This is a genomic window from Streptomyces halobius (genome assembly GCF_023277745.1).
Classification (GTDB): Bacteria; Actinomycetota; Actinomycetes; order Streptomycetales; family Streptomycetaceae; genus Streptomyces; species Streptomyces halobius.
Genome location: NZ_CP086322.1, coordinates 2,656,479 through 2,671,670 on the forward strand (window position 1 = coordinate 2,656,479; position 15,192 = coordinate 2,671,670).

Sequence of the window (15,192 nt, forward strand, 5' to 3'; positions counted from 1 at the left end):
CGACGCGACTGCGCGGTTTCGCCAAGTCGTTCGGCATCGCGGGCGGTGTGACCACTGCCGCCCAGGCCCCCAGTTATGCGAGGGAGTACGGTATGAAGCGAGGTGCGTGGGAGATGTTCAAGGACATCATCGACCCCTTCGGTATCTCCAAGGGACAAGACTCCTACTGCCCTGAGAACGACGGCGGCAGATCCATTTGCGATCCTTCATCCGGCAATTGCGCTTGAAGGGACACATGATGAGTGAGATTGACCCACTAGAGGCTCCCGCGCTGTTGCTGCGCATGGTGCCGGAAACGGCTGAGCACATCGCCGAGATGTACGAGATGCCCGCGGCCGAGGCCGTCAGAAGCGAGGCTGCCGAGTACGACACCTTCGCGCTCCTGGACGAAGCGTTCACGAGACCGGTCGTCCAACCAGAACTCAGAAGAGCGTCGCCGGACTTTGAACTCATGAGCAGATGCTTCGAGTTCGTGGACCTTATGGTGCGCAGCTCGACCCGCGCCCTTACTGGACCCGTGCACTTCCAGGTCCTGGAAGCACTCCTGGAAGAGGAAATGTTCCTTGAGAGAACCATCCCCTTCATGCAGGAGAGGACCCGGAAGGAAACGGCGCAGATGCTGATCGGGTACGGAAACCCGGTACCTGAAGAACTGCTCCGGTGAGATAGCCTGTATCCGGATATAGGCCCCTTTGATGGGGGAAGGGGCCCATATTGACAGAGTCTTTCACTTCTGGCCCAGGGGCTTTCCGCTGTGCAAGCAGGGAAGGCGCTGATCAGGGCCTATGTCAGTGATCCTGCACAGCGGCTGCTACACCACTACGGTGGGCAGCCGCAGCGGTGGACGCCCCGTTAGGCGGCGCCAACAGTTCGGTCACCGTACTCGATCGACACCACGAGCCGAGCGCCGCAGCGAGTGTGCGCCTCGTCTGCAGGTTATGGATCTCGCGCCGTTCGATCCGGGAGACCCGTCCGCGTCCCAGCACTCATACCGCGATCGCAGCGCCGGACGCGACTGCGACCGCCATGCTCGCCGCCGTTCTTGCAGCACCGCGCGCGAGCACACGATTGGACGGAGTCGTCCGCTTCTTCACGAGCGACACTTCCACTGCCTGTCACCCGAAGAACCAGCACATGAACGCATCCGCCCCGCGACCGGCTCCCCCTCCACGCCACGTGCGCCCCATGCCAAGACGCCGCGTTCTGCGGGAGCAGTGACACGAGGTGCGGGGATCAGTCCTCCTCCGGGATCAGCCGCAGCGAGATGGAGTTGATGCAGTACCGCTGGTCCGTCGGCGTCGGGTACCCCTCGCCCTCGAATACATGGCCGAGATGCGAGCCGCACTTGGCGCAGCGGACCTCCGTGCGCACCATCCCGTGTGAATGATCTGCCACCAGTTCCACCGCTTCCGAGTTGCGTGCGTCCCAGAAGCTCGGCCAGCCGCAGTGGCTCTCGAATTTGGTGTCGGAGCGGAAGAGTTCGGCGCCGCAGGCGCGGCAGGAGTAGACGCCCGCGGTCTTGGTGTCCGTGTATTCGCCGATGAAGGCGGGCTCGGTGCCGGCCTGGCGCAGGACCTGGTATTCCGCGGGGGTCAGCTCGGCGCGCCACTGCTCGTCGGGCTTGTCGATCTCGTATGGCATCCGGGGTGGCTCCTCAGCTCAGCTGTCGAGGCGGGACAGGATCGCCGGGCCGAGGTCGGTGACATCGCCGGCGCCCATGGTGAGAACAAGGTCACCGGGCTTGGCCATTCCGGCGATGACCTCCGGGATGGCGCTCTGGTCGCTCTCGGCGGTGACCTCGGCGCCGGCGGTGCGCGCGGCGTCGATGATCAGGGCGCTGGTGACGCCCGGGATCGGGTCCTCGCGGGCCGGGTAGATGTCCAGGACGACGGAGGCGTCGGCGAGGGCGAGCGCCTGACCCATTTCCGCGCCGAGTTCCTGGGTGCGGGAGAAGAGGTGCGGCTGGAAGACGACCAGCACTCGGGAGGTGCCGTCCACGGCGCCGCGGATGGCTTCCAGGTCGGCGGTCATCTCGGTGGGGTGGTGGGCGTAGGAGTCGATGACCTGCACTCCGCCCGCCTCGCCCATGAGCTGGAGGCGGCGCTTGACGCCGGTGTACTTGCCGAGCGCGGAGGCGAGGTTGTGCGGCGGCAGGCCCAGGGCGACGCCCGCGGCGAGGGCGGCGACGGCGTTGTGGGCGTAGTGCCGGCCGGGGACGGAGACGGTGAAGGTGAGGATCTTGCCGCTGGTGAGCATGACGGTGACATCGCTGGTCAGGCCGCGCGGGTTGACCTTGAGGACGCGGACGTCGGCGTCCGTGGACTCGCCGTAGGTGACGATCTCGATGTCGTAGCGGCCGGAGATCCGGGTGGCCAGCTCGCGGGCCCCGGGGTGGTCGGCGGCGATGACGAGGGTGCCGCCGGGGCGGATGCGGCCGACGAAGGTCTCGAAGGACTCGTAGATCTCGTCCATCGAGGCGTAGTTGGCGTGGTGGTCCAGCTCGACGTTGAGGACGATGGCGACCTCGGGGGTGTACTTGTGGAAGCTGCGGTCGCTCTCGTCCGCCTCGGCGACGAAGATCTCGCCGGCGCCGTGCTCGGCGTTGGAGCCCGGGGCGTCCAGATCGCCGCCGATGGCGTAGGACGGCTTGAGGCCGAGCGCGCCGAGGGAGACGGCGAGCATGGAGGTCGTCGTCGTCTTGCCGTGGGTGCCGGCGACGGCGATGGGGCGCAGGCCGTCCATCAGGGAGGCGAGGGCGTCGGAGCGGTGCACGACCGGGATGCCGCGCTCATGGGCGGCGGCGAGCTCGGGGTTGTCGGAGCGGATGGCGGAGGAGACGACGACGCTGGTGGCGTCCGCGGCCAGATGGGCGGCGGCGTGGCCGATGCGGACGGTGACGCCGAGGGCGCGCAGGGCCTGGGCGGTCGCGGAGTCCTTGGCGTCGCTGCCCGCCACCCGGGCGCCGCGCTGGGCGAGGATCTTCGCGATGCCCGACATACCGGCTCCGCCGATGCCGATGAAGTGCGGCCGTTCCATCGAGGCTGGGATGGCGGGTGCCATGGGCGGGTCTCCCTGATCGTCGCGAGCGTGGTGCCGGTCAAGCCTTGAGCGCGCTCAACCTTGAATGCGCTCAAGCTTGAGTGCGCTCAACTTGAGCGCGGTCATGATTCTCGCACCTGGCACTGACAACCTGCCTCGCGCTGGGTCGCTCAGCGGCGGATCAGGCCCTGGGCCGTGGCGGCGGCGACCGCGGAGGTACGGGAGTCCACGCCCAGCTTCGAATAGATGTGGACAAGATGGGACTTTACGGTCGCCTGGCTGAGGAAGAGCCGTTTGCTGATCCGGGCGTTGGACAGGCCGTCGGCGACCAGCTGGAGGACCTCGGTCTCGCGGCGGGAGAGACTGGTCGCGGGGGCCCGCATCCGGTCCATCAGGCGCAGCGCGACGGTGGGCGCGAGCGCGGACTTTCCGGCGGCGGCGGTCCGGACGGCTGCGGCCAGTTCCTCGGGCGGGGCGTCCTTGAGGAGGTAGCCGGTGGCGCCGGCCTCGATGGCGGCGAGGATGTCGGCGTCGGTGTCGTACGTGGTCAGGACCAGGACCCGCGGGGCCTCGTCGCGGGCGGTGAGGGCGGCAGTGGCCTGGGAGCCGAGCATCCGGCCGCCGAACTGGAGGTCCATCAGGACCACGTCGACTTCGAGCCGTGCGGCGAGGTCGACGGCCTGTTCGGCGGTGGCGACGTCGGCGACGACGTCGAAGTCCGGTTCGGTCTCCAGGACGGCGCGCAGTCCGGCGCGTACGACGGGGTGATCGTCGGCGAGCAGCAGCCGGATGGGGGCTTCCGGGGTGGTCACGAGGCGGCCTCCGGGGTGGCGGGTGCTGCGGGGCAGGGCAGGGTGACGGCGACGGCGGTGCCCTCTCCGGGGGCGGACTCGACGGCGAGGGTGCCGTGGAGGGCGCGGGCCCGCGCCCGCATCGCGGCCAGGCCGAAACCGGTGCCGGTGGTGCTGGTGATGTCGGTGGCGCCAGTGGTGTCGGTGGTGCCGAGGCCGCCGCTGAGACCGGCGGAGCCGGGTGCGGGGACCTCGGAGGGGGTGAAGCCGACACCATCGTCGACGACGTCCAGGGCGACCTCGGTGTCCATGTAGCTGAGGGTCAGCTCGACGCGACCGGCGGCGGCGTGCTGGACGGTGTTGGCGAGCGCGGACTGGGCGATGCGCAGCAGGGCGACCTCGTGCGGGGTGGGCAGTTCGGTGGGGGCGCCCGAGACCTGGCAGTGCACGACGAGGCCCGACGAACGGGCGGTGGTGGCGCAGAGCCGCTCCAGGGCCGCGGGCAGCGAACCGGCCTCCAGGTCGGGCGGGCTCAGGGCGCGGACGAACCGGCGGGCCTCGGCGAGATTGTCGACGGCGGCGGTGCGGGCCTGCTGGACGTGGCCCAGGGCCGTGGCGGTGTCGCGCCCCTGGGGGAGGGCGCGTTCGGCGGCCCGTAGGAGGAGCTGGATGCTGGAAAGGCCCTGGGCGAGGGTGTCGTGGATCTCGCGTGCCAGCCGCTCGCGCTCGGCGAGGACACCGGCGGCGTGTTCCGCGGCGGCCAGGTCGCTGCGGGCGGCGGTCAGCTCCTCGATGAGGCGGCGGCGCTGTTCGCTCTCCCGGTAGAGGGCCTGGTAGCCGAGGACGACGGCGACCGCGACGGCCGCGCCCAGAACGGGGCCGATCACCGTACCGACCGTGAGGGTGTGGGTGTGCCAGCCGAATCCGGCGATGGCGATGACCGTGGTGGCCGCGACGGCGGGCAGCGCTGAACGCCGCGGCAGCAGATGCAGCTGGACGAAGAAGAGCGGGAAGGCCAGCCAGATGCCGTCCGGGGTGAGGGCGAGCAGCACCATCCAGACCAGGCCCACGGCCGCGAGCCAGAGCGCGGCGGCGGAGGTGGAGGTGCGCAGGCGGGGGATGGACGGGCCCGCGACGTAGAGGGCGAAGAGCACGACGGCGGTGATGAGGACGGCCGGTGCGTACGGGGCGTGGCCGGCGGCCGCCCGTACGGCGGCGAGCGCGAGCAGCGCGGCCACCATCAGGTGGAGGCACATGCGCAGCACCCGCAGGACGGGGGTCAGGGAGTGATCGGTCACGGCTTCTTCGGTCACGGCGTCGTCGGCCACTGATTGCCGGCACCGCTTGTTCGGCACGGCGTGATCGGCACGGCGTGTTCGGGCACGGACCCCTCAGGCTAAGCGCCCGGTTCCCCCTGCGGCATCAATCAAAAGGTGGAAACCGGACCGAACCCTTCGATCCCGGTGAACCACTCCGGGGCGCGATGCCCCGGACCCCGGTGGCGGGCGACGGTGGGGGCCAGCCGCCGGACAGTGGGTCCGGCGCCCGGACCCGAGGATGGCAGCGCCTGTGTTCGTCGCCTGGAGAGACCTGAGATTCGCCAAGGGCCGGTTCGCCCTGATGGGCACCGTCATCGTGCTGATCACGGTGCTGGTGGGGCTGCTGTCGGGCCTGACGGCGGGCCTGGGCCGGGAGAACACCTCCGCGATCACCTCGCTCCCCGCCGACCACCTAGTGTTCTCGGCGCCCCCCGAGGGTGGCGCCGTCACCTTCACCGAATCGCGGCTGACGGAGCGGACCGTACGGGACTGGGCACGGGTACCGGGCGTACGGCGGGCGGAGCCGCTGGGGATCGCCACGGCCAAGGCGGAGGCGGGCGGCCGGACCGCCGCGCTGTCGGCGTTCGGTGTGCGCCCCGGGTCGCCGCTGGCGCCGCCTGCCGGGCGGGTCGGGGACGGTGCGGCGGTGCTGTCCGAGAAGGCCGCCGCGTCCCTCGGCGTACGGGCCGGCGGCCGGATCACGCTGGGCGGCCGGGCGGTACGGGTCACGGCGGTCTCGGGCGCGGCGATGTTCAGCCATACGCCGGTGATCTGGACGTCGCTCGGTGACTGGCGCGCGCTGACGGGCGGACCGGGCGGACCGGGCGGATCAGACGGCTCCGGAGGCGCGACCGTGCTCGCCCTGTCCACCACCGGGACGGACGGTCTGGCCGCCGTCGACCAACAGCTCGGCACCCGGACGGTCCCCCTCGACGACGCCCTCCAGGCCATCGGCTCCTACTCCGCCGAGAACGGTTCGCTCCAGCTGATGCGCGGCTTTCTGTTCGCCATCTCCGCGCTGGTCATCGGCGCGTTCTTCACCGTGTGGACGATCCAGCGCAGCGGCGATGTGGCGGTGCTGAAGGCGCTGGGCGCGTCTACGGGCTCGCTGCTGCGGGACGCGCTCGGCCAGGCCGTCGTCCTGCTGGTGATCGGTACCGGCCTGGGCACCGCCGTCGCGGCCGGGGTCGGCGCCGGGGTGCGCGGCACGGTGCCGTTCGTCCTGGACCCGTCGACGGTGCTGGTTCCGGCCCTGATCATGATCGCGCTCGGTGCCGCCGGCGCCGCGCTGTCCATCCGCCGTATCACGTCCGTGGACCCGCTGACCGCGTTGGGAAGTGCCCGATGAGCCTCGAACTGACCGATGTCACCCTCACCTATCCCGACGGCGGCACCCGGCTGACCGCGCTGGACCAGGTCTCGCTGACCGTGCCCGCGGGCTGTCTGACCGCGGTGATCGGCCCGTCCGGCTCGGGCAAGTCCAGCCTGCTGGCGGTGGCCGCCACGCTGATCGCCCCGGACGGCGGGCGGGTGGTGCTCGACGGCACGGACACCGCCGGGATGAACCGCGCCGAGCTGACGACGCTGCGCCGCACGGCGATCGGGACGGTCTTCCAGCAGCCCCATCTGCTGCCGTCCCTGACGGCCGCCGAACAGCTCCGGGTCATGGCACACCTGGACGGCCGTTCGCCCCGTAAGGCCCGGTCGCGGGCGCTGGACCTGCTGGCCGCGGTCGGCCTGGCCGATCTCGCCGACCGACGGCCGCACCAGCTGTCGGGCGGTCAGCGGCAGCGGGTCAATATCGCACGGGCGCTGATGAACGACCCGGCCGTGCTGCTGGTGGACGAGCCGACCAGTGCGCTGGACCACGAGCGGGGCGCGGCGGTGCTGGAGCTGCTCACCACGCTCACCCACCAGCGCGGCACCGCGACCGTGCTGGTGACGCACGACCCGACGCATCTGGACGCGGTGGACGAGGTCGCCGAGATGCGGGACGGACGGCTGCGGCCACGAACGGGGGCGGCGCGGCCGTATGGATGCCGTGTAACAGGCAGAGAAGGGAACGGGCAAACGGGCCAGCCGCTCGTCACATAGCGCGGCACCCGCCCGGCCGCGCAGGCGGCGGTGCAGCACGCGGAACGGATGACCGCAGGAATCGTCGGGCCTGAGTCCCGCAGCGGTGTCAGCAGAAGCCGCTCCAGCCATCGAGATCGGAACGATCATCGCGCCAACAGCCATAGCCGGGGGTCTTCGTCCTGCTCGCGCTGCTGCCGGAATTCGCCGACGTCGGCCGGATCTGCTTCCTCGCCCTGCCCGGCACCGATTCACCGTGGTGGCCCGGTGCGGTGCCCAATCCGTACGGCGCAGTGTTCCAACACTTCTCCGCCGACGGCTGCCTAGGGCCGATGAACACTGTCTTCGATGTCTGCCAATGGCGCCCCAGGAAGGGGCTGGACATCGACCGCGGTCACTCTCCTCACGCTCCCCTACGCCGTCCTCGGCTCGGCTTGCACGGCCCTGGTGGGTGCAGGTGTCGCATGGGCCGTGCGCAGGTTGCGCGGGCAGCCGACGGCGAACGTTCCCGCGACCCCGGCGCCGACCGTACCGGTCTGTCGGCGCCTAGGTGCGGTGAGTTGGACGTCTGACCTGCGACTCCGGGACAACCGCCCAGCGTCTTGTCTCCGCCTGTCCCCGCGACGCAAAGACGCCCTCTCGGAGCACTGTGGCATCAGCCGTCGGTTCGCTCCGCGTTGACCGACGGCTCGTGGGTGGCCCTCTCAGAGTTGCATTCGGGCCGGCATCGCACAGGTCGCAGCGGTCCGAACGAATGGTTCCCGGAACGATTGGTTCCCCGAGGTGTCTCACTCCCGGGGTCACGCGCCGCAGGTCCGTGCCGCACCTCACGTCCTTCCCGTCCCGGCCCTCGCGGCGGCTTGCGTCACTCGTTCACCGGTGCCGGTATGCGCTTCGGACGCACCGGGTTTTCACTGTTCCCGGGGGGCGACGACCGATCACCGGAGGGCGAGTGTCGGTACCGGACAAGCCGCGGGGGCGCGGGGTGTTGCCGCGGCTGGGGGAGTGGTGCGCCCGGCACTTCCTGGTCGTCTTTGTGGTGTGGGTGGCCGCGTTGGGCGGGCTTCAGGGGCTGAACAGAGCGGTCGGCGGATCGTTCTCCGACGACTTCACGCTTCCCGGTACGCAGTCGCTGAAGGGGTTGGACGTGCTCAAGGCGCACGATCCGGCGGCCGGCGGATACGGCACCCCCGTCGTCCTGCACAACGCCGCGCAGCCCCTGACCAACCTCTCACCTCAGGTCGGCGACGCAGTCACGGCTCTCCGGAAGCTGCCGCACGTACTGGCCGCGGTGAACCCGCTGGTGACGCCGCCCACGGTTGGGCAGACGGCCGGTCCACTGTCGTCCGACCGGCGGACCGCCTACATCATGGTGCGGTTCGACGTCCCGCCGGCCACCCTGGGCAAGGGCTATCTGCACGGTGTGGACCAGGCGATGGCGCCGCTGCGCGCGGCCGGTGTCGAGGTGGAGTACGGCGGACCGCTGGGCGAACTCTCCCGGCCGCGGCCGAGCGACACGCTCAGCGAACTCGTCGGGTTCGCCGCGGCGGTGGTGGTCCTGTTGGCCGGGTTCGGCAGCATCCTGGCCGCTGCGCTGCCCTTGCTTGCCGCACTCATCGGCGTCGTCACGGGCCTGGCCTGCCTCGGCCTGCTGGCGACCGCGTTCACCTTCTCCACTATCTCCCCCACCCTGGCCACCATGATCGGCCTGGGCGTGGGCATCGACTACTCCCTCTTCCTTCTCACCCGCCACCGGCAGAACGTGATCGACGGCGTGGACGTGGCCGTCAGCGCGGGACGGACAGTGGCCACGAGTGGCCGGGCTGTCCTCGTCTCGGGCTGCACCGTCATCGTCGCCCTGGCCGGGCTGTGGGCCTCCGGCATCTCCTTCGTCGGCAAACTCGGCGCCGCCGCCGCGCTCACCGTCGTCACCGCCGTACTGAGCGCGCTCACCCTGACCCCGGCCCTGCTCGGCCTGATCGGACGGCGCATCGACCGCTACCGCGTCCGCACCCCGGTCGCCGAGAAAGCCCCCGGCACCGCCAGCGAGAGCAAAGGGGGCTGGCACCGGTACTCCCAGCGCATCGAACGCCGTCCGTGGTGGTTCCTGGCCGCCGGCCTCGTCGTCGTCGGCATCCTCGCCATCCCGCTGTTCTTCATCCGGATCGGACACATCGGCGACAACGCCGACCCCACGAGCTTCACCGACCGCCGCGCCCACGACCTGATGTCCTCCGCTTTCGGCCCCGGCTCCAACGGACCGCTCACCGTCGTCATCGACGGAACCTCCGTACCGCCCACCGACCGGAACACCCTCGTCCAGCAGGTCACCGGGGCCCTCACCGGCCTGCCCGGAACCGCCTCCGTCAGCCCCGTGCGGACCACCCCCGACGGCAACGTCCTGAGCGCCACCGTCATCCCCTCAGCTTCGCCCCAGGCCGGGAGCACCACTGCCCTGGTCAACCACCTCAAGGACACTGTTCTCCCCAAGGCTGTCGCCGGTACCCCCGCCGACGGCTACGTCACCGGCACCACCGCCGTCCAGGTCGACTTCACCAACCTCCTCTCCAGCCGCCTGCCCCTCATCATCGCCATCGTCGTCGGCCTGGCCTTCCTCATCATCCTCACCGTCTTCCACGGACTGGCCGTGGCCCTCAAGGCGGCCCTGCTCAACCTCGCCTCCATCGCCGCCTCCTACGGCGTCGTCGTCGCCGTCTTCCAATGGGGCTGGGGCGGACCCGCTCTCGGCGTCAACGGGACGGTGCCGATCGAGAGCTACGTACCGATGATGATGTTCGCCATCGTCTTCGGCCTGAGCATGGACTACGAGATTTTCCTGCTCTCCCGCGCCCACGAAGCCTGGCTGCGCACAGGCGACCCCCATGGCAGCGTCGCCCACGCCTTGGAGATCACCGCACGCGTGATCACCTGCGCTGCGCTCATCATGGCCAGCGTCTTCGCCGCGTTCATCATCAGCCAGACCATCGTCGTCAAAATGCTCGGCCTCGGCCTGGCCGTCAGCGTCCTCATCGACGCGACCGTCATCCGGCTCGTCCTCGTCCCGGCGAGCATGACGCTGCTCGGCAAGAGCAATTGGTGGGCGCCTCGCTGGCTCGACCGGATCCTGCCCCGCCTCGACGTCGAAGGCCAGGGGCGGAACGGCGTGGGTACCGGCCAGTCACTCGACTCGTCGGACACGGCCTAACTAGAGGCGGTGGGCACGGACGGATTTGAACCGCCGACATCTTCGGGGACTGGGTTCTGCTGACGCTGGGCCGAGTTTTAGCAGGTCAGAATGGGTAGCGGGGCTCGCGGGGGCCGTTCAAGGTGCTCCTTATGCGGCCTCGTCTTCCCTCGTTTTTCCTTGGTCGTCTTCGGCCTTCTGTCCCCCGCCGTACGTATCCCGGGGCATACAGCCAGGCCCTGGTTTCGGAAGGGGTGAATGGGAGCCACGTTGCTCCGTCCGTGGCGGCGATGGACACCTACAGAGGTCCATGATTGGCAACGACCTGGGAGCCACCCCTTTCGAATGACTCCCGCGTCGTCAGCCGACCGCTCGCTCCCTGCTCGATCTCCGCTCATCGGCGGCGAACGTAGTTCCGGACAGTCTTGAGCTCGCAGCCCGCCTCTGATCACTCGTCCACCCGACCAGAGAACCAAGGGGCACGAGGCCGTCGCGGTCCCCGTCAAGCTGCGGGGCCGGCCAGCAGTGCGTCGACCTGGTTCAGGGCTGCGGACATGCCCTCGACCATGCCCATGGACACCAGTTGCTCCATCGCCTCGGGCGTGGGGAAGGTGCTCTCGATCGTCATCGTGGTGGCCGTCTCGCCTTCTGCGGTGAGCTGCACGCGGACGGTCATAGTGGGCATGTCGGGGTTGGGATGGCCGGAGTCGTCGGCAAAGCCGTCTTCGAACTCCAGCCGGTACGGGGCATCGACGGACACGATGCGCCACCAGCCGTTGTGCTTGTCGCCTTCCGGCCCGGTCATGAAGTACGTGACCGCACCGCCGGGGGTCAGGTCATGGTCGACTACGGTCGCGGGGTAGGTCGGCGGGCCCCACCACCGCTCAAGCTGGCGGGGGTCCTGCCAGATCTGCCACACCCGCGCCGGCGGCGCGTCGAACCGCGCGGTAATCGTCAGCGTAAGGGTTTCAGGGTTCTTCTGGACGTCGATCACGGTCATGCGCTTGCTCCTTGCTGTCTCCTGAGTTGCGATCGGCGAGGATCGCGCCGATCCGGTCGATGCGCCCGCGCCACACGGCCTCCAGCTGGTCCAGCAGCCGATGGACCTCGCGCAGGGCGTCCGCGTTACCCCGCACCCGCTGCTCCCTGCCTTGCCGTTGCTTGGTGATCAACCCGGCGCGTTCCAGCACCGCTACGTGCTTCTGGACGGCGGCGAAACTCATCGGGAACCGGCTGGCAAGGTCCGAGACTGAGTGCTCACCGGCCAGGGTGAGGGTCACGATCTCTCGCCGCGTCGCATCAGCCAGAGCATGGAAGAGGCGATCGGCCTGGTCGGCGGACCCTTGATTTACAACCATCAGGTTGTACGTTAGCGGGTGACGTCGGACTGAGCAAGCACCGCCGCAGCTGTCTCCAGCCACCCAACCCGGCAACTACCGCCAACAGCGGTATGAGTCACCCGGTCAGGCAAGGTGGCCCCCTATTCCCGATGCCGACCGAGCCCGTCGCTCTGGTGGCCTTACGCCCCCTGTCGAAAACAGCCAGGCCCGCACGATGAAGCCGGGCGGGGGCGGGGCCTGGAGGATTCGGGCGGATCAGGCCGCGACTGGCTGGTCTGGGGCCAACCGGGGGACGAGGCTGAGCTGCGGGGGCTTGGAGGATGCCTCAGATGCGGGCGCATCCGGTCGCTGGCCGCCGTCAGGATCGGTCGGCAGCGCAGGCGCGGTGCGCCGCGGGACCATAGCGACGGTGGCGTCCGCTTCGGCTTTCGCGAATTGCGGCATGAGGCTGGTGTACGTGTCGGCGGTCAGGGAGTAGCTGGCGTGGACCAGGAGGGCCTGGATGGCCTTCATGGAGAGGCCGGCGGCGAGGCCTGAGGGACGCTGCGCAGTGTCGCAGGTCGTGCAGGCGGATGGGGGGGCAGGCCGAGCCGTGTGATGAGTCGGCTGAACGCCTGGGAAACGGTGTCGGGGTGCCAAGGGCGGCCATCGGGCATGGTGAACACGTAGCCGGAGTCGACGTAGGGTCCGTATTTCTGAGGGTTCTTGCGGTGCTTGGCCTGCCATGCGGCTTTCTCTTCCTTTTGGATGTCGCGCCAGGCGGACATCAGCGCGAAGGTCGCGCTGTCGAGGGTGATTGTTCGCTTGCTCGCCCGGCTCTTGGTCGTGTCTGAGCGGGCCTTGTGCTGGTAGTTGGTGACCGGGTCTCCGCGATGTTGGCGGTGCCGAGGGTCATGTCGATCTCCGCCCAGGGGAGGCCGGTGACTTCTCCTCGGCGTGGGGCGCGGAAGACCATGAGGTGGAAGGCGGGGTAGAGGCGGCGGTCAACTGCGGCGTCCAGGAATTTGCCGGTGAGTTGGGGGGTCCACACCATGACAGGGCCAGGGACCTCGCCGGTTTCGCGCCATCGGGTAACGCGCTCGTCGATCCACACGAGCGGGTCGGGCTTCTCGTACTTGGGGATGACGACGTTGTCGCACCAGTTCTCGGTGATCAGTTTCTGCTTGACGGCGTCCTTGAGTGCGCCTGAGAGGGTGTTGAGGAGTTTCTTCTGGCGTCCGGACCCTGTGTCCTTGCGGGGCTTGGCCAGTGCCTCCTTGCGGGCGATCTTGGCGAGGTTCCAAGTGTGGCGCAGCTCGGGTGGCCGCGGCGTAGGAGCGTTCTTCCATGCCTGGTGGGCGGCCTCGCACGCTGCCTTTGCCTGTTCGGCGGCGATCCGGTTGGCCTTCTTGACTTCGTTGAACGCCCAGATGTCTTCAAACATCGCCTGGATGGACTCGGTGCGCAGTTCTCGCATCGCGAGGTGTCCGAGGGCGGGGATGAAGACCTTCTCGATGTCGGCCTGGTAGTCGTCGCGGGTGCCGATCTTGAGGTCCGCGTTTGGCTATCCAGCGGCGCAGGAAGGCGGCGACGGTCTCCTTGGAGTCGATATCGATGCCTGCGTGGGCTTCGTCCCAGATCTTGTGGGCGGCCTCTTCGGCTTTCTTCTGGGTGAGGAAGCCGCCTTTGCGGGGGCGTCGGCGCTCGCCTCGGGGGCCGTCGGGGAGTTTGACGTAGTAGTACCAGGAGCCATGGCCACGCTTGCTCAGTTCGGGGCATGCGGAGCCGAGTTCGCGCAGCTTGGGTTTGCCGGCGGCATCGAGTACAGGCTGCCCTGATTCATCCACCTTGGTCTCGGTGCACTTGCACCGTCGGTAGGTACTTCCGTCGAAGGCCACGAGGTCCCTTGGCGAGCTGGGTTGTCCTTACGTGCCCTGATATTTCTGTAGCGAAGGTGACGCTTCCTTGGGCGCCGTATGCTTCCGGTCAGGTGGCGCGGGGAAGAGGGATGTGACCACCTTTGTCCTCATCTTCATCTGCCACTGAGCCTCGCGGCCCGATGACCATGGAGGAGCTGTTGTCGCTACCTCCGGTGGTGAGCGTGCAGACCGCCGCTCGGGCTTTCCGGATCGGTGCGGACAAGGCGTACGAGTTGATCAAGAGCGAGGCGTTCCCCGCGCGGACGATCTCTCTGGGGCAGACGAGTAAAGTCGTGACGACTTCCCTTTGGGAGGTTTTGGGGGTACAGCCATGCCGCTGTGATGCGTCGCAGCCCATTTAGCACGCGACCCGCTGCCCTACAGGGCGGCGGGTCGCCTTGATTTTGCAGGTCAAAGACGATGGGAGCCTCGGCTTCATTGGCGCGGTTCACGCACGAGTGGTTGCAATGACCTCAACCACAGTCCGGTTCGCGGTTGCGTGGCTCTGACTGCGGTGACCTGCGGAAATGAGCCTTTCTCGCATGGCGAGAAGAGCGTTAGGAGATGACCCGGCGGGCATCCCAAGTACATTGGCCTATGCCAGGTCTAAGCGGCCCTAACGTGAAGTCGTCGTCAGCGGTCGCAGGTGCGAATCATTGATCGGAGTCAGCTGCGTGGGACGGTTGTCGGGCTACGTGCGTGCAGGGGTGGCACACCCTGAGGAGGCCCCCCTACTGCGAGAGGCCGTCACGCTGGTGTTCGACGGTGGCTCGGAAGCCGATGCGACGCGATGGCTGACCGGCAAGGGGATGCTGACGCCGCGCGGCAATGCGTTTCGCCGCGAGGTGTTGCACCGGCTCCTCACCAATCCGCGGCTGGCAGGTCTGGACGAGAATGGCGAGCCGATCGAGGGCTGGGAGGAGCGGGTTTTGGAGCCTGACGTCTTCCGTCGCCTGCAGAAGCTCTTCGCCGAGCGCAGCGAGAAGCGCGGCGAGTCCCGTGATGCGTACGAGTACCTGCTCACCGGCGGGTGCGCAGTGTGCGACGAGTGCACAGAGGCCATGGTGGGCAGCCGCGCTCACGCCGAGGCGCCGCCGTCCTACAAGTGTGATGGCTGTGGCAAGACCCGTATCAACGCCGACAGGCTCGAAGACTTCGTGGCCGAGCATGTCCTTGCCGAGCTGCTGAAGCCGGGGGCACGCGCGCGGCTTGAGAAGTTGGAATGTGACATCGAGGCGGAGATCACCTGCCTCAAAAGGCACATCGAGGGTGCTGACGAACGGTTCGCCGGGATTGGCGAGTTGTACGGTCGTGGGCTGATGGTGAAGGCCGCGTTCGTCGCCGCGCAGAAGGCCAGCAAGGAAGACCTGCGGGTCTCCAAGCTCCGGCTGAAGCACCTGGAGCAGATGACCGACCTGCCAATCGGTGATGTGCACGACTTGGTGGCCTGGTGGCGTACGTCCCCGTACGCGTCGAAACGGGGCCTTGTGCTGCTGTAGATCGAGCGCGTACGAGTCGGGCGCGCCGAGGGCAGTCAGGCTCCGGAGA

The 15,192-nt window shown here is 68.7% G+C and carries 14 protein-coding genes; 5 read left to right on the forward strand and 9 right to left on the reverse strand.

What is annotated here, in order from left to right:
- Positions 1 to 238: 238 nt before the first annotated feature.
- Complete coding sequence (locus K9S39_RS12275; RefSeq protein WP_248863380.1) at positions 239 to 664, forward strand: hypothetical protein; 426 nt, start codon at positions 239 to 241, stop codon at positions 662 to 664.
- 569 nt (positions 665 to 1,233) lie between these two features.
- Here the strand turns inward: K9S39_RS12275 and msrB are convergent.
- From msrB to K9S39_RS12295, 4 genes are all read right to left on the reverse strand, one after another.
- Complete coding sequence (gene msrB, locus K9S39_RS12280) at positions 1,234 to 1,641, reverse strand: peptide-methionine (R)-S-oxide reductase MsrB (RefSeq protein WP_248863381.1); 408 nt, start codon at positions 1,639 to 1,641, stop codon at positions 1,234 to 1,236.
- Between the two features lie 18 nt (positions 1,642 to 1,659).
- Positions 1,660 to 3,060, reverse strand: coding sequence for a UDP-N-acetylmuramate--L-alanine ligase (gene murC, locus K9S39_RS12285; RefSeq protein WP_248863382.1), 1,401 nt, complete (start codon positions 3,058 to 3,060; stop codon positions 1,660 to 1,662).
- Between the two features lie 149 nt (positions 3,061 to 3,209).
- Positions 3,210 to 3,851 carry a response regulator gene (locus K9S39_RS12290; RefSeq protein ID WP_248863383.1) on the reverse strand — a complete coding sequence of 214 codons (642 nt, stop codon included), beginning with the start codon at positions 3,849 to 3,851 and terminating at the stop codon, positions 3,210 to 3,212.
- Positions 3,848 to 5,086 (reverse strand): sensor histidine kinase, encoded by a 1,239-nt coding sequence (locus K9S39_RS12295; RefSeq protein ID WP_248868707.1) that lies wholly within the window; start codon positions 5,084 to 5,086, stop codon positions 3,848 to 3,850. Before K9S39_RS12295 ends, K9S39_RS12290 begins: the two co-directional genes overlap by 4 nt.
- Before the next feature lie 313 nt (positions 5,087 to 5,399).
- On the opposite strand from K9S39_RS12295, the gene K9S39_RS12300 reads away from it, so the two are divergent.
- The 3 genes from K9S39_RS12300 to K9S39_RS12310 all read left to right on the forward strand — a co-directional run bounded on the left by K9S39_RS12300 (position 5,400) and on the right by K9S39_RS12310 (position 10,427).
- Positions 5,400 to 6,497, forward strand: a complete 1,098-nt coding sequence (locus tag K9S39_RS12300) for an ABC transporter permease (protein ID WP_248868708.1) — start codon at positions 5,400 to 5,402, stop codon at positions 6,495 to 6,497.
- On the forward strand, positions 6,494 to 7,243 hold the full coding sequence (locus K9S39_RS12305; protein ID WP_248863384.1) for an ABC transporter ATP-binding protein: 750 nt from the start codon (positions 6,494 to 6,496) through the stop codon (positions 7,241 to 7,243). Before K9S39_RS12300 ends, K9S39_RS12305 begins: the two co-directional genes overlap by 4 nt.
- A gap of 931 nt (positions 7,244 to 8,174) precedes the next feature.
- Positions 8,175 to 10,427: an MMPL family transporter gene (locus tag K9S39_RS12310; RefSeq protein ID WP_248863385.1), complete on the forward strand. Its 2,253-nt coding sequence runs from the start codon at positions 8,175 to 8,177 to the stop codon at positions 10,425 to 10,427.
- Between the two features lie 481 nt (positions 10,428 to 10,908).
- On the opposite strand, the gene K9S39_RS12315 is transcribed toward K9S39_RS12310, so the two are convergent.
- The 5 genes from K9S39_RS12315 to K9S39_RS42990 all read right to left on the reverse strand — a co-directional run bounded on the left by K9S39_RS12315 (position 10,909) and on the right by K9S39_RS42990 (position 13,623).
- Positions 10,909 to 11,406, reverse strand: a complete 498-nt coding sequence (locus K9S39_RS12315) for an SRPBCC family protein (RefSeq protein ID WP_248863386.1) — start codon at positions 11,404 to 11,406, stop codon at positions 10,909 to 10,911.
- Positions 11,375 to 11,764, reverse strand: coding sequence for an ArsR/SmtB family transcription factor (locus K9S39_RS12320; RefSeq protein WP_248863387.1), 390 nt, complete (start codon positions 11,762 to 11,764; stop codon positions 11,375 to 11,377). Before K9S39_RS12320 ends, K9S39_RS12315 begins: the two co-directional genes overlap by 32 nt.
- A 491-nt stretch (positions 11,765 to 12,255) precedes the next feature.
- A complete protein-coding gene (locus tag K9S39_RS12325; RefSeq protein ID WP_248863388.1) occupies positions 12,256 to 12,513 on the reverse strand; it encodes a hypothetical protein in 258 nt (85 codons plus the stop codon).
- Positions 12,513 to 13,202 (reverse strand): hypothetical protein, encoded by a 690-nt coding sequence (locus tag K9S39_RS12330; RefSeq protein WP_248863389.1) that lies wholly within the window; start codon positions 13,200 to 13,202, stop codon positions 12,513 to 12,515. Before K9S39_RS12330 ends, K9S39_RS12325 begins: the two co-directional genes overlap by 1 nt.
- Positions 13,162 to 13,623 carry an Arm DNA-binding domain-containing protein gene (locus K9S39_RS42990; RefSeq protein WP_406707914.1) on the reverse strand — a complete coding sequence of 154 codons (462 nt, stop codon included), beginning with the start codon at positions 13,621 to 13,623 and terminating at the stop codon, positions 13,162 to 13,164. The genes K9S39_RS12330 and K9S39_RS42990 overlap by 41 nt, the downstream gene beginning before the upstream one ends.
- Positions 13,624 to 14,351: 728 nt before the next feature.
- On the opposite strand from K9S39_RS42990, the gene K9S39_RS12340 reads away from it, so the two are divergent.
- Positions 14,352 to 15,143 carry a recombinase family protein gene (locus K9S39_RS12340; protein WP_283113470.1) on the forward strand — a complete coding sequence of 264 codons (792 nt, stop codon included), beginning with the start codon at positions 14,352 to 14,354 and terminating at the stop codon, positions 15,141 to 15,143.
- Positions 15,144 to 15,192 lie beyond the last annotated feature (49 nt).